The sequence below is a fragment of the Acinetobacter sp. GW821-FHT01E09 genome, from assembly GCF_059422385.1.
On the sequence record NZ_JBWKWU010000001.1, the window covers coordinates 1,271,591 to 1,293,111 of the forward strand.

The following is a 21,521-nucleotide window of genomic DNA, read 5'->3' on the forward strand; positions in this document are numbered from 1 at the left end:
AGGAATTAAGTGTGTCGAGAAGAATATTAGTGACGGGATCTAGTCGAGGAATTGGTAAAGCAATTGCTTTAACTTTAGCAAAATCTGGCTTTGATGTGGTGGTGCATGCACGTTCTAGACGTGCAGATGCTGAGCAAGTGGTCGCTGAAATCCAAGCGTTGGGGCAAAACAGTTATGCGCTACTTTTTGATGTCACCCAACGTGAAAATACCCGACAGATACTGGAACAAGATATCGAGCTTCATGGTGCATTTTATGGTGTAGTGCTAAATGCAGGTTTAACCCATGATGGCGCATTTCCAGCTTTAACCGACAATGACTGGGATGAAGTAATTTCGACCTCATTGGATGGTTTTTATAATGTATTAAAACCTTTAGTGATGCCGATGATTCGCCTAAAACAAGGCGGGCGTATTGTGACGCTTTCTTCTGTTTCTGGCATTATGGGTAATCGTGGTCAAGTCAATTATAGTGCGGCAAAAGCGGGATTGATTGGTGCGACCAAAGCTTTGGCTTTAGAACTGGCAAAAAGAAAAATTACCGTGAATTGCGTTGCACCGGGGCTGATTGAAACGGAAATGGTCACAGAAGAAGTAAAAGAACATGCTTTAAAAATGATTCCCTTACAACGTATGGGACAGGTCGATGAAGTGGCGCATACCGTGAACTTTCTCTGCTCTGATCACGCAAGCTATATTACTCGGCAAGTCATTTCTGTGAATGGGGGATTGATTTAATGAAACGTGTTGTTGTGACGGGAATGTCGGGAATCACCTCACTGGGTGAAACGGCAGATGAAATTTTTGCCCAATTCCAAGCATCAAAAAATGGCATTCGTGCGATGCCTGATTGGGAAATTTATACCGATTTACGTTGTAAAATTGCAGGCCCAGTAGAACACTTTGAGATACCCAAACATTTTAATCGTAAAGTGACACGAGGTATGGGACGAGTTGCATTGATGTCGGTGATTTGTGCTGAAAAAGCATTGGCAGATGCAGGCTTGATCGATCATCCTATTTTGAAAAGTGGCGATGCTGGCGTTGCTTTTGGCTCTTCTGCGGGAAGTGTCGATGCGGTCAAAGAGTTTGGGAAAATGCTCATAGACAACGACATGAGCCGTTTAAATGCGACCACGTATATTCGAATGATGTCACATACCAGCGCTGTGAATATGACGGTTTATTTTGGTTTAAAAGGTTTAACCTTACCCACATCAAGTGCCTGCACTTCAGGTTCAATGGCCATCGGACAGGCGTTTGAAGCAATTAAACTAGGTAAACAAACGCTGATGCTTGCGGGTGGTGCTGAGGAGCTCAGTGCGACAGGTTCAGCTGTATTCGATGTGTTATTAGCCACCAGCGGGATGAACGACACCCCTGAAAAAACACCACGGCCATTTGATAAAAATCGTGATGGATTGGTGATTGGTGAAGGTGCTGGCTGTTTAGTGCTAGAAGAGTATGAACATGCACTGGCCCGTGGTGCAACGATCTATGCAGAAGTCATCGGTTATGCCAGCAATACCGATGGTGAGCATGTCACTCGTCCAAATTCAGAAATGATGGAAAGATGCATGCGCATGGCACTTAAAGATGCCGCAATTTCTGCGCAAGAGGTTGATTATATCAACGCGCATGGGACTTCGACAGATCAAGGCGATGTTGCCGAAACCCAAGCCACTGCACGTATATTTGGTAAAAAACCGATCAGCTCATTAAAAAGTTATTTTGGACATACTCTAGGTGCATGTGGTGCAATCGAAGCTTGGCTGAGTATAGAAATGCTGCAACGCCAACAGTTTATCCATACTTTAAATTTGGATGAAATTGACCCATTATGTGGTGATTTGGATTATATCGTGCAAGAGCCACGAGAGATGAATGCAAAAACCATCATGACCAATAATTTTGCATTTGGAGGGATCAACACCTCCATTATTTTAAAACATACTTAAAAGAGGAAAAAAACGATGTCATTTAAACACTTGGTTGTTGCTTCAACTTTATGCTTTGCTGGAATCGTCTCTGCACAGGCTGCGGACACTGTTCATAATCTCAATTTTAAAGCAGCTGTAGATCAAGCTGTGGCTGATGGATTTTTAGATGGATCGGTAAAATTTTATCTTGCTGGGACTAAATCTGGCGGTCAAGTTTTAGAAAAAGCGGTTGTCAGCAATAAAAAAACCAATGGTTTTGGAAAGTCTGCGGAAAAGGCTTGTGATCATGTATTACGTTCAGCATTGATCCAATTGCAAAGCGCAGCAAAAGACAAAGGTGCTAACGCAGTGACCAATATTGTGAGCTATTTCAAAGCAAATGAATCAAAAAACACCACCACATATCAATGTTATAAAGGTACAGCACTTGCGAGTGTGGCTTTAAAAGGCGATATCGTTAAATTCTAAGCTGTAAACATGTGCCAATGTCTAGTAATCTTTTAGAATAAGATATGGACATTGGCTCATACTTTTGAATCTATTAAAAAAATAATATTTAACGATTAAAAATTTCATTAGCCTATTCATTTAAATGTCCCGTGCATTGTGCCGAAATGTTTTTGATTTGTGCCGTATCCAGTTCTAAGTTATCCCATTTGCACATTTGTTGAATAATCCATTCAAAATCATCTGGTTTAGGTCGCTCCTGTGTCCCAAAAGAACGAATAATATTTTGTATTTTATGAAACGCATAGGTATGCACCAAATGTGAACAGTTGAAGCGGATAATCTCGCTGTCTTCTAACATGTGCCATATAGGTTGCAGTGATTGCAAGGTGCTTAAATCATGCTGTGCTTGCTGAATCGCCGTCTGCAATGCATTTAAGGTATTCGGATGTTTGTTTGCCCATTCATGGGTGGTCGCCAAAACTTTATCCGCGACTTCAGGAATAATCTGTTTACTCTCAGCAATCACATAACTATAACCTTCAATCTGCGCTTGGATATTCCAAGGTTCACCGACACAGAATCCATCAATCAGTTGTGATGAAATCGCATCCACCATATAGGAAGGGGGCAGTGTGGAGGGTTGATATTTTTTTGCCAAATCTGGGTCTGCCAAAGCCAACCATTCTCTTAAACAATAATGGTGGATGGACTGTTTAAACACATGAGCCAGTTGTATTTTATCGCCTTGTTTTAAGGCTTGAACCACTTTCACTGCTGACGCTTGCGCAGTATCTTGCGTGTGAATTTTTAACTCATAACACAATTTTTGACTCAAGCTGATAAATGCGCGATTGGTACTCAACACCAATGCGGTCTGTAAGGGAATGCCCAGTTGATCATTACCTGTTGCAGCAGCGGGAAGCATGGCAGAAAGACAATGTGCGGCATCTAAAATACCAAAAGCTAAACGGTCACGTAGACTGGCCCATGAAGGCTCTTTTACCAACGTAACATTCAGACCTTGCTCGGTAAAATAGCCTTGATGGTGTGCCCAAAGTATTGCAGTGCAATCCAATAAAGGAATATAGCCTAATTGAATGTCTGTGGTTTCAAGTGTATGCATTGTTTATTCCTTGAAATTAGCTTGGAGCAAGGCTTGGGCGTCGATTAACTTTCTTGCCATTTCCCCCATGGTGATACGGTGACTCATGGCATTTTTTCGTAACAAACTGAAGGCTTGTTCTTCTTTAATTTGATGCATTTGCATCAGCATCACTTTGGCTTTTTCAATATCTTTACGGTCTGCCAGTTTACATTTGGTTTCATTGAGATCTTTTAACAGTTTTTTATGTTTTTTAAATTGCTCAATCGAAATTTCTAAAATACTTTCCAGTTTTTCAGGATCAATCCCATCGACAATATAGGCGGTTACACCCGCTTCAATGGCACTTTTGATGGTGTCTTTTTGCGAGTTTTTAGTGAAAAGCACAGTGGGCAAATCAAACTGACTTACACAGCTTTCAATAATATCTCGTTGTGGATGGTCCATATCCAGCAAAATTACATCGGCATGTAATTGTTGAAGATCGGTACTGTTTAAATGGTCAATCATCAGACATGCGACCACCTCGAAACCATGTTCGATTAAAGAGGATTTGATAAAAGATGCCCGCTCTATATCATCATCGATCAGGGCAATTCTTAATTTTGGCATGTCGCTACTCAAGTATGTCCTGACATGAACTTTCAGCATATAAGCAATTTAGATGCCAATATCTCTGGTTAAAATTGCTGTTTAAAGCATAGCCGCAGGATGTTAAAGAAATGTGATGCACTTTATTGACGCAATTTGCTTCCTAAACATGCAGTTTTATGGCTTACATTTTAGATGCACTGATCAACAGTGTGACGTTTTATTGTGCAATCTAGGTACGATCATTTAATCATAAGTACTGAGTATTCAAGCAAAATAAAACCATAAACAGTCAAAAATATAAAATTGGCATGAACCATGCATATATTTAATCAAGTCAAAGAAGACTTTCAAAATTTGTAAGACGGCCAACGACGTCCGTTCTGATCGTTACTGATATGCCTCGTGCATAACAGCAACTTATATACGTTCAGTTCAGGAGATCGAAGCTATGTCTTCAAATTTAGATGCGAAAAAAGCAACAAAGATTCATCTTTTCAATTTTAGCAGCGCAGCAATGCGGGCCTTCCATATGAGTTGGCTCGCCTTTTTTGTCTGTTTCTTTGCATGGTTTGCTTGTGCGCCGTTAATGCCTGTGATTGCAGGTGAATTCCATCTGACTAAAGATCAAATTGCCAATATCAATATTGCCGCGGTGGCCATCACGATTTTAGTCCGTCTGATCGTGGGTCCCTTATGCGACAAATACGGTCCGCGTAAAACCTATACCGCATTACTGATTATCGGCAGTATCCCTGTATTTGGTGTGGCATCTGCCAATAGTTATGAATCCTTTCTATTTTTCCGTCTATTGATAGGTGCAATTGGTGCCAGCTTTGTCATCACGCAATATCACACCAGTATTATGTTTGCGCCAAATGTGGTGGGAACTGCAAATGCAACCACCGCTGGTTGGGGCAATGCGGGCGGTGGCGCAACTCAAGCCTTGATGCCATTGATGCTTGCCGCATTGGTGATGTTTGGGGTTGAACAAGCCATGGGCTGGAGAATTGCACTGATTGTACCTGGTGTGCTGATGTTAATCGTCGGTGCAATGTATTGGAAGTTTACGCAAGATTGCCCACAAGGTGATTTTAAAGAACTTCGTGCACAAGGTCTGCATGTGGGCAGTGATAAAAAAGGTGGTATGGCGATTTTACTGCATGCTGCAAAAAACTATCGTGTTTGGATTCTGTTCGGTGCTTATGCAGCTTGTTTTGGTATCGAAATTTTTATTCACAACATTGTCGCAATGTACTACGTAGATCATTTCAAATTTGGTTTAAAAGAAGCGGGTATGGCCGCAGGGATTTTTGGCTTACTGGCGCTGTTTGCCCGTGCACTTGGCGGTATTGTTTCAGACAAGGTGGCGACTAAAAAAGGTCTCGATGGCCGTACTAAAGTATTGTTTGCCATGATCCTGTTAGAAGGCGTATTTCTGATTGTCTTTTCTCAAATGAATACCGCAATTCTGGCGATTTTGGTCATGACCGTATTTGCTTTATTTACCCATATGGCTTGCGGTGCGACCTATGCACTGGTTCCATTTATTGATCGTGATGCTTTGGGTGGTGTGGCTGGCATTATCGGTGCAGGCGGTAATGTCGGTGCTGTTGCTGCTGGTTTCTTATTAAAAGGCATGTTGGATATTCAAACGACGCTGATGGTTTTAGGTGGTTTGGTGGTGATTGCTGCAAGTTGTGTATTGATGATCCGTTTCTCGGTTGAACATAAAGAGAAAGAGCAAAAGTTATTTGAAGCTGCAGTGCTTGAGCGAAATAGCATGGAACAAAATGCTGTAAGTCTTAAACAAAACAGTGCGACTTAATTGAATAACAACAGCAAGAATTAAGGAGAATCGATATGAAATTAGTGATGATTGGTCATGGAATGGTTGGGCACAAATTTATTGAATCTGTGCTGGAACATGCAGGTGATGAAGTTGAAATCACGATTTTGGCAGAAGAGCCCCGTTTAGCCTATGACCGTGTGCATTTGACCGAATATTTTACAGGCAAGTCTGCCAAAGATTTAACCCTCTGTCGTGCTGACTTTGCCGATGCTTATGGTATCGATCTGCGCTTAAACACCAAAGCCACGGATATAGATACCCGTAATAAATGCATCACCACCAATCATGGCGATGTGATTGGCTATGACAAATTGGTGCTTGCGACGGGTTCCTATGCTTTTGTTCCGCCAATTTCAGGTCACGACCGCAGCAACTGTTTTGTTTACCGTACTATTGATGACTTGGATGCGATTCGGGCAGCGAGTTTATCGGCAAAATCAGGTGTGGTGATTGGCGGTGGTTTACTGGGTTTGGAAGCGGCCAAAGCGCTTCGTGATTTAGACTTGGAAACCCATGTTGTTGAATTTGCCCCCCGTTTAATGGCAGTACAAATTGATGATTTGGGCGGTAAAGTTTTACGCGCCAAGATTGAAAATTTAGGTGTGAAAGTCCATACCCAAAAGGCCACTTCGGCTATAGAAGACGGTGTGAATAGCACCCATGTGATGAAGTTTGCAGATGGTTCAGAACTTGAAACAGATATTATTTTATTTTCCGCAGGGATTCGCCCACGTGATGAATTGGCGCGCCAAAGTGGTTTAGCTTTAGGTGAACGTGGCGGTATCGTGATCAATGATTACTGCCAAACCTCAGATGCAGACGTATATGCAATTGGTGAATGTGCCTTATGGAACAATAAAATTTATGGTTTAGTGGCGCCTGGCTATGACATGGCACGGATTGCGGCAAAACATGTGATGCAACAAAGTTGCCCTACATTTGCTGGCGCAGACATGAGCACCAAGCTAAAACTGATGGGTGTCGATGTGGCATCGGTAGGCGATGCGCATGCCATGACTGCAAATGCATTGAGCTATTTCTATGCTGATGAAGATGCAATGGTCTATAAAAAGATCGTGGTCAATGCAGAGAAAACCCAGTTACTAGGTGCGGTACTGGTTGGTTGCGCCAAAGAATATAACGACTTATTGCAAATGATGCTCAATGGACTGGCTATACCTGAAAATCCAGAAAGTTTAATCATGCCGGGCTATGCGCAATCTTCAGCAAAAGTGGGAGGTAGTGGTGTAGATTTATTGCCAGACAGTGCCACGATTTGTTCATGTAATAACGTGTCTAAAGCCGATATCTGTAGTGCAATTGCCGAGGGTTCGACCTCATTAGGTGCATTAAAAAAATGTACCAAAGCCGCAACCGCATGTGGTGGATGTGCACCCTTAGTGACCCAAGTTTTAAAATCTGAATTACAACGCCAAGGGGTAACGGTCAATAATCATCTTTGTGAACACTTTGCTTACTCACGCCAAGAGTTGTATCACTTGGTACGGGTCAATGAAATTAAAAGCTTTGATGATTTGATTCAACAACATGGGCATGGTTTAGGTTGTGATATTTGCAAACCAACAGCGGCCAATATCTTGGCATCTTGCTGGAATGACTTTGTTCTCACCGCAAATCATGCTGGGTTGCAAGACAGTAACGACTACTATCTAGGCAATATTCAAAAAGATGGTTCTTATTCTGTTGTACCACGTATGGCAGGCGGTGAAGTGACGCCAGATGGTTTGATTGCAGTCGGTCAGATTGCCAAAGAATATGGTTTATATACCAAGCTAACCGGTGGGCAACGGGTAGACTTATTTGGAGCACAAGTCCATCAATTGCCAGAAATTTGGGAAAAGCTGATCAATGCGGGGTTTGAGTCTGGTCATGCCTATGGCAAGTCATTACGTACCGTTAAATCTTGTGTTGGGAGCACATGGTGTCGTTATGGTGTCGATGACTCGGTCGGTTTAGCCATCTTCCTTGAAAATCGCTACAAAGGTTTACGTTCCCCACATAAATTAAAAATGGCAGTTTCGGGCTGTACCCGTGAGTGTGCCGAAGCACAAAGCAAAGATGTTGGGGTGATTGCCACTGAAAAAGGCTGGAACTTATATGTTTGTGGCAATGGGGGAATGAAACCTCGCCATGCAGAACTTTTAGCTTCTGACCTAGATACGCAAACTTTAATTCAATATATCGACCGCTTTTTTATGTTCTATATCCAAACAGCGGATCGTTTACAACGGACTTCAGTATGGCGTGACAATATGGAAGGTGGTTTGGATTATCTTAAAGATGTTGTTGTGCATGATTCCTTAGGGGTTGCTGCTGAACTTGAACGTCGAATGAGCCATGTGGTCGGCACTTATCAAGACGAATGGCGCACTGCGGTGGAAGATCCTGAAGTACGTAAACGTTTTGTGACCTTTATTAATGCCAAAGCTGAGCAACAGCAAGATCCACATATTCAGTTTGCCCAAGTCCGTGGGCAAATTCGCCCAAAAACTGAATCAGAACGTGATCAGAGCCGTATTCCTGTAGTTGAAGCATAAACATATGAACACTGGGTTTATTGGCCTTATTCCACAGCTTAAAAACAAGTCTCGTGGAAGATCTGATCAACGGTGTTAAAAGGATAAATACAATGACCATTTTAAAAGATATGAATGAACTCGACTGGCTGGATATTTGTGCATTACAAGACATTACGCCCAATACAGGTGTAGGCGCATTACTCGGACAACAACAAGTGGCTATTTTTCGGGTAGGCAGTGAAAAGCGTGTATATGCGCTGAGCAACCAAGACCCATTTAGCAAAGCCTTTGTGATGTCGCGTGGAATTATTGGTGATTTACAAGGTGAACGTGTAGTTGCATCACCGATTTATAAGCAACATTTTAGTTTAGCAACAGGCCGTTGTTTAGAAGACAAAGATCAAAAATTATTGGTTTTTCCAAGCAAAATTGAAAATGGTCGGGTTTGGGTCAGTCCAACCCCACAAAAAACTTATATCACCAATAATGGTACGGCTCAGGAAAAAATCAATTTAGTTCTGGTGGGGAACGGATTGGCAGGCATGCGTTGCTTGGAAGATTTGTTGGATATGGCACCTGATCGTTATGAAGTGACGGTGATTGGTGAGGAGCCTTGGGGTAACTATAACCGGATTATGCTGTCGCCTGTCTTATCAGGGGATAAAACCATTGATGACATTATGCTACATCCCCATTCATGGTATGCCGAGAAAAATATTCGCTTTATTGCGGGTGATGCTGCGGTACGTATTGACCGTCCGCGTAAGCAGGTCTATACCGCAAAAGGTGTGGTGGTGAGCTATGACCGTTTGATTTTAGCAACGGGTTCAAAACCATTTATTCCACCAGTCAAAGGCTCAGATTTAGATGGCGTGTTGAGCTTTCGTGATATTTATGATGTCAATAATATGCTCGACTACTGCAAATCTAAAAACAATGCCGTGGTGATTGGTGGTGGTCTATTGGGGCTAGAAGCCGCATATGGTTTAAAGCAACGTGGTATGAATGTGACGGTTTTGCATTTGATGGATCGCATTATGGATCGCCAACTTGATGCCAAAGCCAGTCAAATGTTGAAAACAGCAATTGAGCAAAAGGGCATTCCGATCATCACCGAAGCCAATACAGAAGAATTACTCGGTGAAAATGGTCATGTCACCCAGGTTCGGTTAAAAGATGGCACGCTTTTAGATGCAGATCTGGTGGTTTTTGCCGTGGGTATTCGCCCAAATATGGCTTTGGCACAAAGCGCGGGTTTACGCTGTAATCGCGGTGTGTTGGTCAATGACACCATGCAAACCTATGATCCAAGTATTTATGCAGTGGGTGAATGTATTGAGCATCGTAACCAAACGTTTGGTTTGGTAGAACCTTTATGGGGTCAAGCCTTTATCTGTGCATCACATTTGGCTGAACACGGCAGTTTGACCTTTAAAGCACCGACTGTTCCAACCCAGTTAAAAGTCAGTGGTTGTGATGTTTTTTCAGCAGGCCGCATTGATTTAGAAAACAGTCAACCGCTAGAAGATTTCGAAGACATTATTCTGAATGATGAAAAACGCCAAATCTACAAACGCATTATTATTCAAAAAGATAAAGTCGTGGGTGCAGTACTGTTTGGTGATACAGAGGATGGTACTTGGTACGCTGAATTGATTGCTGATCAAACCCCAATTTCTTCGATTCGCAATAAATTGTTATTTGGTCGGGATTTTGCATTAAAAAAAGCAGGCTGATTTATATCGCTTAACCCTCTTCATTTTAACAGCAGGGGGAGATTAAAAATGAAAGTCATATTTAAGTGAATGTATAGCATTGAGGAGCACAGCAGCAATGAATAGTATCCCTGTAATGGAACTGCCTAGCTCCACAGAACATAAGATCATAAGCACACAAACCACTTGTCCTTACTGTGGTGTAGGCTGTGGTGTCACAGCAACAGTGCAAGACACCACGCTAGGACAAAAAGTGTCTGTGGTTGGCGATGTCAATCATCCCTCGAATTACGGGAAACTGTGTATTAAAGGCAGTAATTTAGCCGATACGCTGGGGTTGGGCACACGTGTTTTACATCCGATGCTTGGGCGTCATCCCCATCAGCAAGTCACAGATTGGGATAGCGCAACAGATTTAATTGCCAATAAATTCCAACACTATATCGAGCAATATGGTCGTGACAGTGTCGCATTTTATGTTTCGGGTCAGTTGTTGACGGAAGACTATTATGTGGTAAATAAATTCGTTAAAGGCTATTTGGGCACAGCCAATATCGATACCAATTCAAGATTGTGTATGTCTTCGGCGGTTGCCGCACATAAGCGTGCTTTTGGTGAGGATCTAGTACCTGCAAGTTATGATGATTTTGAACATACTGATATGGTGATTTTGGTCGGTTCAAATACAGCATGGTGTCATCCCGTGATGTATCAACGCATCATGAAAGCCAAAGAATTAAGACAACAAAAGCAAAGTGATTTATTTGTGGTGGTGATAGATCCACGCTTTACTGCCACATGTGAAGCAGCTGATTTGCATTTGCCTATTTTGATTGGTCAAGATGTTTCCTTGTTTAATGGGTTATTACAATATTTACATCAACAGGGTTATGCGGATAGCGCATTTGTTGAGGCTCATACCCAAGGGCTAGATACGGCACTAAAAAGTTCGCAAGCTGAAACAGATATCCAAGATGTTGCAGTGAAAACAGGAATTTCGCTAGAAAAACTCCAGCTCTTTTTTGAAAAGTTTGCCCAAACTGAAAAAGTCATGACCCTATTTTCAATGGGGGTAAACCAGTCTTCACGTGGTGTGGACAAAGCCAATAGCATCATTAATTGTCATTTGTTGACGGGTAAAATTGGAAAGTTGGGCGCAGCACCGTTCTCTATAACAGGACAACCTAATGCAATGGGTGGGCGTGAAGTGGGTGGTCTTGCCAATATGCTGGCAGCACACATGGACTTAGACAATCAACAACATCAACAGCTTGTGCAAAGTTTTTGGAACAGTCCAAGCATTGCCAAACACGTTGGATTAAAAGCCGTTGATCTTTTTGAAGCAGTGGAAAGTGGCAAGATTAAAGCCATTTGGATTATGGCGACCAATCCGGTGGTCAGCCTCCCCAATGCCGATCAGGTCAAACGTGCTTTAAACAGTTGTGAGTTTGTTGTGGTCTCTGATATTTGTAAAGATACCGACACCACTCAGTTTGCCGATGTGCTCTTACCCGCATTGGGGTGGGGGGAAAAGGATGGTACGGTCACCAATTCAGAACGCCGTATTTCACGACAACGTGCTTTTTTAGACCCACCTGAGCAGGCCAACGCGGATTGGTGGGCTGTGGCACAAGTGGCTAAAAAGCTTGGATTTACTGGCTTTGATTTTGCAAATAGTCACGAGATTTTTAAAGAACATGCACAGTTATCTGCCTATCAAAACGCAGAGATTAATGCGCGATCAAATACACAAAGCTTTCGTTACTTCAATTTACAAGGTTTAACTGATCTTACATTGGATGAATATGATCAATTGGCGCCCATTCAATGGCCTGTGATCATGCGCAATCAGGCTGAGCATGCATACGCACAATTGTTTTCACAGGGGCAGTTTAGCCATGCAGATGGCAAAGCTAAATTTATTGCCACGATGGCGATAAATCCAGTCCATCAAAGCAATACTGAATATCCTTTAATTCTCAATACAGGACGGATTCGAGATCAGTGGCACACCATGACCCGCACAGGTTTATCTGCCAATTTAAGCACCCATAAAGCAGAACCCTTTTGTGAAATTCACCCCAATGATGCATTGAAATATGGCTTGAAAGAAGGCGAATTGGTCGAAATCAAATCGGCTTGGGGCAATTGTGTCTTACGTGCTGTACTCAGTGACAATATCCGCCGTGGACAAATTTTCGCCCCGATTCATTGGAATGATCAATTTGCTTCGGATGCCCGTATTGGCAAAGTGGTCAATCCTGTAGTGGATGCAATTTCAGGCGAGCCGGAATTCAAACATACCCCTGTGCTGATTCAGCCATTTTATACCCAGTGGCAAGGGGTATTTTATGTCCGTGAAGGGTATGAACATATTGTTAAAAATAGCATCGAAAATACGGTGTGGTGGACAAAAATTCAGACCGCCAAAGCAGTGCGCTATGAATTGGCGGATCGTCGTCGTTTTACCCAAACCACTCAACATCTCAAACAACTTTTACCCTTTGAAGATGAGAGTTTTGAGTGGCTGAACTTGGAAGATCAAACTGCACATATCAGCCATAGTGTGGTGTTAAAAGAAGGTCGCCTTATTGCAAGTTTATATATCGCACCCAAAGCCTTATTGCCTGATCGTGATTGGGTTGCCAGCTTATTTAAACGTGATCGTTTAAGTGCGATGCATCGTAAAGCCTTACTTGCTGGACAAGCCATGTCGATGGGCAATAGTGATGGGCCGTTGGTGTGTAGTTGCTTTAAAGTGGGTAAAAATCGAATTATTCAAACCATTAAAGAAAACAATATCAATCATGAAAAACAAGTGACTGCATGTTTAAAAGCAGGTGGTAATTGTGGTTCATGTCTACCTGAAATTCGCGGATTGATTAAAGCCTGTCAAGCGGAGCTTACACAATGAAAAGATTCATAAAACCGAGAAGACCGAGCCAATATCCACAAACTGATCTTGTCATTCTTGCGGGTGGTCAGGCAAGGCGTATGAATGGAATCAATAAACTGTTACAGAAGTTTGATGATCAAATTCAACTAATTAAGATCCATCAACAACTAAAAAATCGAGTCGCGCAAATTTGGGTCAATAGCCACCGTGATTATTCAATTTATCAAAAACTTATTCCCAGTTTGTATTGCTATCAGGATGATGAAAAAGGCTTTTATGGCCCGCTGATGGGAATAAAGAGTGCCTGGTCTTATGTGACATCTGACTATGTACTTTTTGTGCCCTGTGATGTGACCTTTATTCCACCTGGTGTTCTTGAAAGCTTACATATGGCTTTAGCGGGTCATCCCTTAGCACAAGTGGCTTATGTCAATATCAATGGCAAAGCCTTATATCCATTTTGCTTGTTAAAGCGCAGTGCTTTAAATCAAATCTGCACTCATCTTGAACAAGGACAACGTAGTTTAAAGGCATGTTTTTCTGATTTGCACGCTCAGGAAGCGTTATTTGAAAATTATGCACTGTTTTTTCACAGCATCAATTCTTTGGACGAATTACAGCAATATCAACAGCTCAAGTTTTTACATTGATTGGCTTGGTTTGGACTCGTTTTTTGCAAATCTCTATTTTTGAGAGAATTCGAGCAGGTTTTAGCTGAAGCGCATTGGTGAATGATCAAAGTTGGAACACTTTTTGCAATTTCAAGATCAATAAAATAGCGCAGATTTTAAATTTTAAACAATCTTGAATTTAAATCGTGCTTGGGATGTGTAAATGAACGCAATGACACAATACGAAGTGGGTACGGCTTTTGTCGATCAATATGGTCGTAGCAAGCGTAAACTCCGAATTTCAGTGACAGATCGCTGTAATTTTAAGTGTGTCTATTGTATGCCCGAACATCCTGAATGGATGAAAAAACACGATTTACTCAGTTTTGAAGAACTTTATGTGTTTTGTGAGTTTATGGTGCGACATGGTATTGAACAGATTCGGATCACTGGTGGTGAGCCGTTAATGCGTCAAGGTGTGGTGCACTTTATTGATGAGCTACAAAAATTAAGAAAGCTGGGGCTTAAACGTATTTCAATGACCAGCAATGCACACTATCTTAAACAATACGCAAGCCAGTTAAAACAAGCGGGTTTAGATGACTTGAATATCAGTCTGGATAGTCTAGATCCAGCACAATTTAAGGCACTGACTCAAAAAGAATTACATCCCGTGTTAGCGGGCATTGTCGCAGCACAACAAGCAGGCTTTAAGATCAAGATCAATGCTGTATTGATCAAAGGCATCAATGATGATCAGATTTTGCCCTTAGCACACTGGTCGATTCAACACCATTTTACCGTGCGATTTATTGAATTTATGCCTTTGGATGGTGCTGGTCTTTGGTCGCAAGCTAATATTGTCAGTGAGCAAGAAATTTTAGCTCAATTAAAGCAGGACTTTGTTGTCACTTTACAGCAAGGACAGTCTTCCGAGCCTGCACGGCAGTATTTTATTGATGGTTATCCGATTGGCATCATTTCGACCATTACCAATTCATTTTGTGGCACATGTGACCGTGTACGCTTAACTGCACAAGGTGATTTTTATAATTGTCTATTTGCGCCAAAGGGGATCAGCCTCAAAGCGCAAATTAAGGCATTGGATCAGGATTTCCCTGTTTTAGAGCCTCTCCAATTAGCACAAATCAGTTCACCAAATGCAGCTGTATATTCGCCAATAACATTAGATTCGCCACAGCATCGACAATTACAAGATACTTTATCAGATTATATTTGGCAGAAAAAACAAGGCTTTGATGAGATTTATCAACAGCCAAAATCAAAACATTCATCATCTCGAAAAATCAGTATGTACATGATTGGAGGTTAATATGTCAGATCAATTTACCATTCTAAATACACCAGACTCGGCAAATATTGCCAATCAATTCAAAAATATTCAGCAGCAGATGACTGTAAAAATTGAATGCTTTGGTGCAATTGAACGTTTACTGCCGAATGATTTAACCCTGCAATGTGAGTCTGAAATGAGGATTTCGGATGTTTTGGATTATGTGGTACGTGCTTATCCACATGCAGGAAACATGCTTGAGCGTTGTGCATGTGCAATGGGCGAAGACATTATTCCACGTCAGACCTTATTAACATCGGACAGCACCGTGGTTTTACTGTCACCTGTTGCGGGAGGTTGATATGCATACATTTGTACAGACGCTTAAACAATTCAACAGAATTCAGGATACTCCTTTAAGCCAAGACAGTTTTGATCCGATTCAAGACTTTCCTGAATGCGGAGGTATTGGCATCTTTATTGGAACAGTACGTAATCACCATGAAGGCAAAGCAGTCAAAGCGTTGAAATATACTGCCTATGCACCTGTTTCAGAAAAAATGATTCGTCAAATTGAACAAGAGGTTCAACAAAAATTTACGGTGGCTTATGTACGGGTTATTCATCGTATTGGTGCTTTAAACATCGGTGAAAAAGCCATTATTGCGATTGCTTATGCAGCGCATCGCCGTGAAGCATTTGCTGCCTGTGAAGAAGCCGTAGAACGAGTAAAACATGAGGTTCCCGTATGGAAAGAAGAGTTTTATCTGGATGGCACGAGCCAATATGTTGCGGGTTGTTGTATTCGAAAAGATGATATGGAGCAGGATCTGCCAATACAACAGGATTTATCTAGCCAACATATTTGTAAACATGAACATGGCGCTTCTGATGACCATTTATCTCAGCACCATTCATCTCAGCACAATCACCCTCAACCTCAGCATTCTTTAGTAGGTCATTTCACATCTGTACATTTAGGACACACGCATTCAGAACACAGCAGTCAACAACAGGATCATGAACGAGAACAGCACGTGTTATTTCGCAAACAGTGTGAACAGACAATTTATCAATGGCATATGTAAAACATATTTAGCAACTTGGTAAAGTGTCTTCTTCACAAAATATATTTTGCCATGTAAAAGATCTCGTCATACGATTACACAGGTGATGTATATGAATCAGGGGAGCATCCTTGAAACTCCCATGAATTTTTTATCTCAATATTGAAAGTACACTCAACAACAAAAGCACGTTTATTATTTTGAACGTGATTCATTATGCTTATTTTTTAATTTTTCTACATAATAAATAATTTTTAACCTTGGATTTGGTTAAAAAATCTTATATATTTTTTCATTGAACGCTTTCAATCATATCCAGTAAGTCAAACAACAATACATATATCTAAGAAAAACAGATCAATTCACTGAACAGTAATATTAAACATACCCTCGGGCAAGCACCACAATAGATCTATACAAAAAAGATGATGAGCAATCATTTGACCCTCAGAGAAAGCAATTGCTCCATTATTTTAAACCATACTGAAAAGAGGAAAAATAATGTTATTCAAACACTTAATTTTAGTTTCAACTTTATATTTTGGAGGAGTCATATCTGTACAGGCTGTTCAGCATATTGGCTCTAAAACAACTGTAGATCATACTGTTATTGATGGACTTTTGGCTAAGTCGACGACATTCGATATTGTTGGAATTAAATCAGCTGGTCAAATTTTAGGAGTAGAGCGTGTGAGTAATCAAAAAAACAATAGTTTTGAAAAACCTGCTGAAAATGAAATACAGCTAAACAGATATAAACGCGGTTGGGACAAACTCAAAGAAATTGATGGAGAAGCAGGCGAAAAAGTTATTAATAGCCTAAAAGATATTTCGCCTGATTTAGGAACATATATCATTGAATATGCTTTCGGCGATGTTTATTCAAGAGATGGACTTGACTTAAAATCCAAAGAAATTGCCGTTGTGTCTGCCTTGACAGCTATGGGGAATGCGCAACCACAGTTAAAAGTTCATATAAATGGCGCATTAAATACTGGAAGTTCGATTAATGAAGTCAAAGAAGTGATTTTACAAATGTCTGTTTATTCAGGTTTTCCAAGTAGTATCAATGCAATGAATGCTTTAAAAGAGGTTTTAGCAGAAAGAGAAAAACACGGAATTAAAGATCAAATCGGAAAAGCAGCAAGTAAAGCCAAGCAAACCAATCGATTAAAATTGGGTGAACAAGAATTATCTAATTTGGACAGTCGTCAAGTTGAACGATTAAAAGCGGCTTATAATACTTTTTCACCTGAATTGGTAAAATTCACGCTTGAATATGGTTATGCTGACATTTTTTCAAGAGATAATTTAAGCAAAAAGTACAGACAAATCGCCACGATTTCAGCATTAACTGCGTTGGGGACAGCACAACCACAATTGAAATTTCATATTAATGCGGGTCTAAACATTGGACTGACCGAAATTGAAATAAAAGAAATCATGCTTTTGATGACCGTCTATTCAGGTTTTCCATCAGCCATAAATGGAATGCATGTGCTCAAAGAAGTATTGGCAGAGCGTATGAAAAATCAAAACAATTAAAGCTATGCGTATTTACTGTATTTTCAAGTTTCATTGATGCCGATGAGTTGATCTATTTAAATGCACTGTCGTTATAGATCGATCAAGGGAGCATTCTTGAAACTCCCATAAATTAGTTATCTCAACAGATGCTAAATCACTTGGCGTAAATCTCGTGCTGTTTCTTGCAGTAACGGCAAGATATGCGTAATTAAATAATCTTTGGTGGTGCGTATAGTGGGGGAGACAATATTGAGTGCGGCAACAACAACCGCATTTGAGTCATAAATCGGAACTGCCACAGCATGCACCCCCAATTCGTGTTCTTCACAGGAATAACACCAATCTTGTTCTTTAATCTCATGCAGTAATTCTATAAAGGCAGCACTTTCTGTATGGGTGTATTTAGTGAAACGCTTTAATGGATATTGGGTCAGCCACTGTTTTTGTTCTTCAATCGTTAAATGCGCCAATAAAATTTTCCCCGCAGAGGTTGCATGCGCAGCTAGACGATTGCCTAAATGTAAGCCATAGGGATTAACTCGGTCTGTTTGTTGGTGTGCAGCACTCCGTGCAATAGTAATCGCTTCATAACCATCGAGAACCATTACGGAATAAATCAGCGAGGTTTGGTTGGTCAATAAATTTAATAAGGGTTGGCAAATTTTAGGTAAAGGGGAACCATCTAAATAAGCGCCAGAGAACTTGAGAATTTTCGGGGTTAAATAATAATAATGTCCGTCAAAGTCTAAATAGCCTAAGTATTCTAATGTTAGTAAATGGCGACGCGCTGCGGCACGGGTCATTCCTGTTTTCTCAGCTGCCGTGCTGATGTTAAAACGATGCCGTTCAGGTCCAAAACATTCCAAAATCGCCAAACCTTTTGCAATCCCTGCAATAAAATCCTCATGGCGAATGATCTTTTTATTTTCAGTATGATGGATAAATCGGGTGGTTTTTTTTTGGTCATTGTCCATAACGCAGATCCTTATTTTAAATCAGATTCCATAAAATTATTTTAAACCGAAAGTAGACTGTTTTAGTGGGATAAAGTTCGATCATCGAACATAAAAAATAATGATCGAACAAAACCTCCCTTCAAGCCTAGAAGTAAATACAAAATTTATCAAGAATGAAGATAAGAAATCCGAACAAAACACTCAACTTATGTTTCATCGGTTTCTAGGATGAAACAAATGAGTGATTCATAGTACAGGAAGTAGTCAGATGATTGATAAAAGCGCGACCTCATTGATCGAGGTTCTGTCCCACATCAAAGATGGTGCAACCATTATGATTGGTGGCTTTGGAACAGCAGGACAGCCCGCAGAGCTGATCGATGGGCTGATTGAACTTGGCGTTAAAGATCTGGTGATTGTCAATAACAATGCAGGCAATGGCGATTATGGTCTGGCTAAACTGCTTAAATCAGGTGCAGTCCGCAAAATCATTTGTTCTTTCCCGCGTCAGTCGGACTCTTGGGTATTTGACGAACTCTATCATGCGGGCAAGATCGAACTGGAACTGGTTCCTCAAGGTAATCTCGCGTGTCGTATTCAAGCCGCAGGAATGGGCTTAGGGGCAGTATTTACCCCAACAGGTTTTGGCACCTTATTGGCAGATGGCAAAGAAACCCGACATATCGATGGCAAAGACTACGTGCTTGAATATCCAATTAAAGCAGACTTTGCACTGATTAAAGCACATCAAGGCGACTGTTGGGGCAACTTGGTTTATAACAAATCAGCACGTAACTTTGGCCCAATTATGGCGATGGCTGCAGATGTCACCATTGCACAGGTTTCGGAGATTGTCGAATTAGGTCAACTTGATCCTGAGCATATTATTACCCCAGGGATTTTTGTTCAGCATGTGGTTGCAGTTGATGCAGCCAATGGTAATGGAGAATAACAATGAGCTACCAAAAACTAAGCCGTGACCAAATTGCTGAACGTGTTGCCCAAGATATTCCCGATGGTGCTTATGTCAATTTAGGTATTGGTTTACCGACCAAGATTTCAAAATATCTACCAACAGACAAAGATGTGTTTCTACATTCTGAAAATGGTTTATTGGCTTTTGGCCCTCCACCCGCCAAAGGTGAAGAAGATCCTGAGCTGATTAATGCAGGCAAGGAATATGTCACCATGCTAACGGGTGGTTCATTTTTCCATCATGGTGATTCTTTTGCCATGATGCGTGGTGGACATCTGGATATTGCTGTACTGGGTGCATTCCAAGTGGCGGCTAATGGTGATCTTGCCAATTGGCATACCGGTGCGCCAGATGCGATTCCTGCGGTGGGTGGTGCAATGGATTTGGCTGTAGGGGCCAAGAAAGTCTTTATCACCACAGATCATGTGACTAAGCAAGGTGAACCTAAGATTGTTGAAGAACTGACTTATCCAGTAACAGGTAAGCATTGTGTTGATCGTATCTATACTGACTTATGCGTGATTGATGTGACCACAGATGGCTTAAAAGTACTTGAAAAAGTTGCAGGTCTGAGCTTTGAAGAATTACAGGCTTTGACGGGTGCTCAATTGATTGATGCGACACAACAGAATTAATGGATGAAATCCCCCATTGCGGAATGATTAAATCTCTCCTAACGGAATGATTAAATCTCCCCTAACCCCTCTTTATGAAAGAGGGGAACTTCTTCTTTTACAAAGAGGTGAGCTGCGGTAGTAGCAGCGCAAGGGAGATTATTTAAGGATATAAACAACATGAAAAACGCTTACATCATAGATGCCATCCGTACTCCATTTGGTCGTTATGCTGGTGGTCTTGCGCCAGTACGTGCAGATGACCTCGGTGCTATTCCAATTCAAGCATTGATACAACGTAATCCAACGGTAGATTGGCAGCAAGTCGATGATGTGATTTATGGCTGTGCCAATCAGGCCGGTGAAGACAATCGTAATGTTGGGCGTATGTCAGCATTATTGGCAGGTGTGCCATACCAAGTGCCAGCAACCACTGTGAACCGTCTATGTGGATCGTCACTGGATGCGATTGCCATGGCAGCTCGCGCCATTAAAGCCAATGAAGCAGATTTAATCATTGCCGGTGGTGTAGAAAGCATGAGCCGTGCGCCTTATGTGATGGGCAAGTCGGACAGTGCTTTTGGACGTAGTCAAAAGATTGAAGATACGACTATGGGCTGGCGCTTTATCAATCCAAAACTCAAAGAATTGTATGGTGTGGACAGCATGCCACAAACCGCTGAAAACGTGGCAGAGCAATTCAATATTAACCGTGCGGATCAAGATCAGTTTGCGCTGAATAGCCAACAACGTACTGCGGCAGCACAAGCTCAAGGCTTTTTCCAAAATGAGATTGTGCCTGTCACTATTCCACAGCGTAAAGGTGATGCTGTGCTTGTGGATACCGATGAACATCCACGTGCATCAACCACTTTAGCAGCACTGACAAAACTTAAAGGCGTGGTCAAAGCTGATGGTACGGTTACGGCGGGTAATGCATCAGGGATTAATGATGGTGCAGCGGCATTATTAATTGCTTCAGATGAAGCCGTAGAAAAATACCAATTAAAACCACGTGGCAAAATTATTGCAGCAACCACGGTGGGGGTTGAACCAAGAATTATGGGCTTTGCACCTGCGCCTGCGATTAAGAAACTGCTTAAACAAGCTGATCTTAGTTTAGCGCAAATGGATGTGATTGAGCTGAATGAAGCTTTTGCAGCCCAAGCTTTGGCCGTAACCCGTGATTTAGGTTTGGCAGATGATGATGCACGTGTCAATCCCAATGGTGGGGCGATTGCTTTAGGTCATCCTTTGGGTGCATCAGGTGCCAGACTGGTGACCACTGCCTTAAATCAACTTGAACAGATCAAAGGTGAATATGCCCTATGTTCAATGTGTATTGGGGTAGGTCAGGGTATTGCATTAATTATTCAACGTGTTGAGTGAGG

The 21,521-nt window shown here is 41.5% G+C and carries 17 protein-coding genes and 1 pseudogene; 15 read left to right on the top strand and 3 right to left on the bottom strand.

Annotated elements, in window-relative coordinates; translation table 11 throughout:
* Positions 1-11 precede the first annotated feature (11 nt).
* From AC07U8_RS05880 to AC07U8_RS05890, 3 genes are read left to right on the top strand one after another with little or no spacing between them, the layout of a single operon-like run.
* The gene (locus AC07U8_RS05880; protein WP_004819879.1) at positions 12-737 is read left to right on the top strand and encodes a 3-ketoacyl-ACP reductase FabG2; all 726 of its coding nucleotides are present in this window, start codon (positions 12-14) and stop codon (positions 735-737) included.
* Positions 737-1,957, top strand: coding sequence for a beta-ketoacyl-ACP synthase (locus AC07U8_RS05885; protein WP_270386116.1), 1,221 nt, complete (start codon positions 737-739; stop codon positions 1,955-1,957). Before AC07U8_RS05880 ends, AC07U8_RS05885 begins: the two co-directional genes overlap by 1 nt.
* Positions 1,958-1,972: 15 nt before the next feature.
* Positions 1,973-2,407 (top strand): excinuclease, encoded by a 435-nt coding sequence (locus AC07U8_RS05890; RefSeq protein ID WP_034613965.1) that lies wholly within the window; start codon positions 1,973-1,975, stop codon positions 2,405-2,407.
* A gap of 112 nt (positions 2,408-2,519) precedes the next feature.
* Here the strand turns inward: AC07U8_RS05890 and AC07U8_RS05895 are convergent, their stop codons facing one another.
* Positions 2,520-3,512, bottom strand: coding sequence for an ABC transporter substrate-binding protein (locus tag AC07U8_RS05895; RefSeq protein WP_494737496.1), 993 nt, complete (start codon positions 3,510-3,512; stop codon positions 2,520-2,522).
* Between the two features lie 3 nt (positions 3,513-3,515).
* Complete coding sequence (locus tag AC07U8_RS05900) at positions 3,516-4,103, bottom strand: ANTAR domain-containing response regulator (protein ID WP_270386117.1); 588 nt, start codon at positions 4,101-4,103, stop codon at positions 3,516-3,518.
* Between the two features lie 430 nt (positions 4,104-4,533).
* Here AC07U8_RS05900 and AC07U8_RS05905 point away from each other — a divergent pair, with 430 nt between their 5' ends.
* The 9 genes and pseudogenes from AC07U8_RS05905 (at position 4,534) to AC07U8_RS05945 (ending at position 17,602) form a co-directional block, all read left to right on the top strand.
* The gene (locus tag AC07U8_RS05905) at positions 4,534-5,910 is read left to right on the top strand and encodes an MFS transporter (protein ID WP_004819891.1); all 1,377 of its coding nucleotides are present in this window, start codon (positions 4,534-4,536) and stop codon (positions 5,908-5,910) included.
* 35 nt (positions 5,911-5,945) lie between these two features.
* The gene (gene nirB, locus AC07U8_RS05910; RefSeq protein WP_270386118.1) at positions 5,946-8,492 is read left to right on the top strand and encodes a nitrite reductase large subunit NirB; all 2,547 of its coding nucleotides are present in this window, start codon (positions 5,946-5,948) and stop codon (positions 8,490-8,492) included.
* 92 nt (positions 8,493-8,584) lie between these two features.
* Positions 8,585-10,210, top strand: coding sequence for a nitrite reductase small subunit NirD (gene nirD / locus AC07U8_RS05915; RefSeq protein ID WP_270386119.1), 1,626 nt, complete (start codon positions 8,585-8,587; stop codon positions 10,208-10,210).
* A 97-nt stretch (positions 10,211-10,307) separates the two neighbouring features.
* Positions 10,308-13,103, top strand: coding sequence for a nitrate reductase (locus AC07U8_RS05920; protein ID WP_270386120.1), 2,796 nt, complete (start codon positions 10,308-10,310; stop codon positions 13,101-13,103).
* Positions 13,100-13,735 (top strand): molybdenum cofactor guanylyltransferase, encoded by a 636-nt coding sequence (mobA, locus tag AC07U8_RS05925; RefSeq protein WP_270386121.1) that lies wholly within the window; start codon positions 13,100-13,102, stop codon positions 13,733-13,735. The genes AC07U8_RS05920 and mobA overlap by 4 nt, the downstream gene beginning before the upstream one ends.
* A 184-nt stretch (positions 13,736-13,919) precedes the next feature.
* Entirely contained in the window at positions 13,920-15,029 is a 1,110-nt protein-coding gene (gene moaA, locus AC07U8_RS05930) for a GTP 3',8-cyclase MoaA (RefSeq protein ID WP_494737497.1), read from the top strand.
* Positions 15,030-15,108: 79 nt separating this feature from the next.
* Positions 15,109-15,351 carry a MoaD/ThiS family protein gene (locus AC07U8_RS05935; protein WP_270386128.1) on the top strand — a complete coding sequence of 81 codons (243 nt, stop codon included), beginning with the start codon at positions 15,109-15,111 and terminating at the stop codon, positions 15,349-15,351.
* 1 nt (position 15,352) lies between these two features.
* Positions 15,353-15,809, top strand: a pseudogene (locus AC07U8_RS05940) (molybdenum cofactor biosynthesis protein MoaE); the annotation flags it as partial.
* Between the two features lie 749 nt (positions 15,810-16,558).
* Complete coding sequence (locus AC07U8_RS05945) at positions 16,559-17,602, top strand: carboxymuconolactone decarboxylase family protein (protein ID WP_270386124.1); 1,044 nt, start codon at positions 16,559-16,561, stop codon at positions 17,600-17,602.
* Positions 17,603-17,733: 131 nt separating this feature from the next.
* Here AC07U8_RS05945 and pcaU read toward each other — a convergent pair whose 3' ends face one another.
* The gene (pcaU, locus tag AC07U8_RS05950) at positions 17,734-18,558 is read right to left on the bottom strand and encodes an IclR family transcriptional regulator PcaU (RefSeq protein ID WP_270386125.1); all 825 of its coding nucleotides are present in this window, start codon (positions 18,556-18,558) and stop codon (positions 17,734-17,736) included.
* Positions 18,559-18,808: 250 nt separating this feature from the next.
* Between pcaU and AC07U8_RS05955 the strand changes: the two genes are divergently transcribed.
* From AC07U8_RS05955 to pcaF, 3 genes are all read left to right on the top strand, one after another.
* Positions 18,809-19,492: a 3-oxoacid CoA-transferase subunit A gene (locus AC07U8_RS05955; protein ID WP_270402710.1), complete on the top strand. Its 684-nt coding sequence runs from the start codon at positions 18,809-18,811 to the stop codon at positions 19,490-19,492.
* Positions 19,493-19,494: 2 nt separating this feature from the next.
* Entirely contained in the window at positions 19,495-20,151 is a 657-nt protein-coding gene (locus AC07U8_RS05960) for a 3-oxoacid CoA-transferase subunit B (protein WP_151803554.1), read from the top strand.
* Positions 20,152-20,310: 159 nt separating this feature from the next.
* Positions 20,311-21,519, top strand: coding sequence for a 3-oxoadipyl-CoA thiolase (pcaF, locus tag AC07U8_RS05965; RefSeq protein WP_419309894.1), 1,209 nt, complete (start codon positions 20,311-20,313; stop codon positions 21,517-21,519).
* Positions 21,520-21,521: the final 2 nt, after the last annotated feature.

Bases quoted from the DNA above. Each gene is read 5' to 3' on its own strand.
- AC07U8_RS05885 (WP_270386116.1), top strand. From the start codon at position 737: ATGAAACGTGTTGTTGTGACGGGAATGTCGGGAATCACCTCACTGGGT.
- AC07U8_RS05890 (WP_034613965.1), top strand. From the start codon at position 1,973: ATGTCATTTAAACACTTGGTTGTTGCTTCAACTTTATGCTTTGCTGGA.
- AC07U8_RS05895 (WP_494737496.1), bottom strand. From the start codon at position 3,512: ATGCATACACTTGAAACCACAGACATTCAATTAGGCTATATTCCTTTA.
- AC07U8_RS05900 (WP_270386117.1), bottom strand. From the start codon at position 4,103: ATGCCAAAATTAAGAATTGCCCTGATCGATGATGATATAGAGCGGGCA.
- AC07U8_RS05905 (WP_004819891.1), top strand. From the start codon at position 4,534: ATGTCTTCAAATTTAGATGCGAAAAAAGCAACAAAGATTCATCTTTTC.
- nirB (WP_270386118.1), top strand. From the start codon at position 5,946: ATGAAATTAGTGATGATTGGTCATGGAATGGTTGGGCACAAATTTATT.
- nirD (WP_270386119.1), top strand. From the start codon at position 8,585: ATGACCATTTTAAAAGATATGAATGAACTCGACTGGCTGGATATTTGT.
- AC07U8_RS05920 (WP_270386120.1), top strand. From the start codon at position 10,308: ATGAATAGTATCCCTGTAATGGAACTGCCTAGCTCCACAGAACATAAG.
- mobA (WP_270386121.1), top strand. From the start codon at position 13,100: ATGAAAAGATTCATAAAACCGAGAAGACCGAGCCAATATCCACAAACT.
- moaA (WP_494737497.1), top strand. From the start codon at position 13,920: ATGAACGCAATGACACAATACGAAGTGGGTACGGCTTTTGTCGATCAA.
- AC07U8_RS05935 (WP_270386128.1), top strand. From the start codon at position 15,109: ATGACTGTAAAAATTGAATGCTTTGGTGCAATTGAACGTTTACTGCCG.
- AC07U8_RS05945 (WP_270386124.1), top strand. From the start codon at position 16,559: ATGTTATTCAAACACTTAATTTTAGTTTCAACTTTATATTTTGGAGGA.
- pcaU (WP_270386125.1), bottom strand. From the start codon at position 18,558: ATGGACAATGACCAAAAAAAAACCACCCGATTTATCCATCATACTGAA.
- AC07U8_RS05955 (WP_270402710.1), top strand. From the start codon at position 18,809: ATGATTGATAAAAGCGCGACCTCATTGATCGAGGTTCTGTCCCACATC.
- AC07U8_RS05960 (WP_151803554.1), top strand. From the start codon at position 19,495: ATGAGCTACCAAAAACTAAGCCGTGACCAAATTGCTGAACGTGTTGCC.
- pcaF (WP_419309894.1), top strand. From the start codon at position 20,311: ATGAAAAACGCTTACATCATAGATGCCATCCGTACTCCATTTGGTCGT.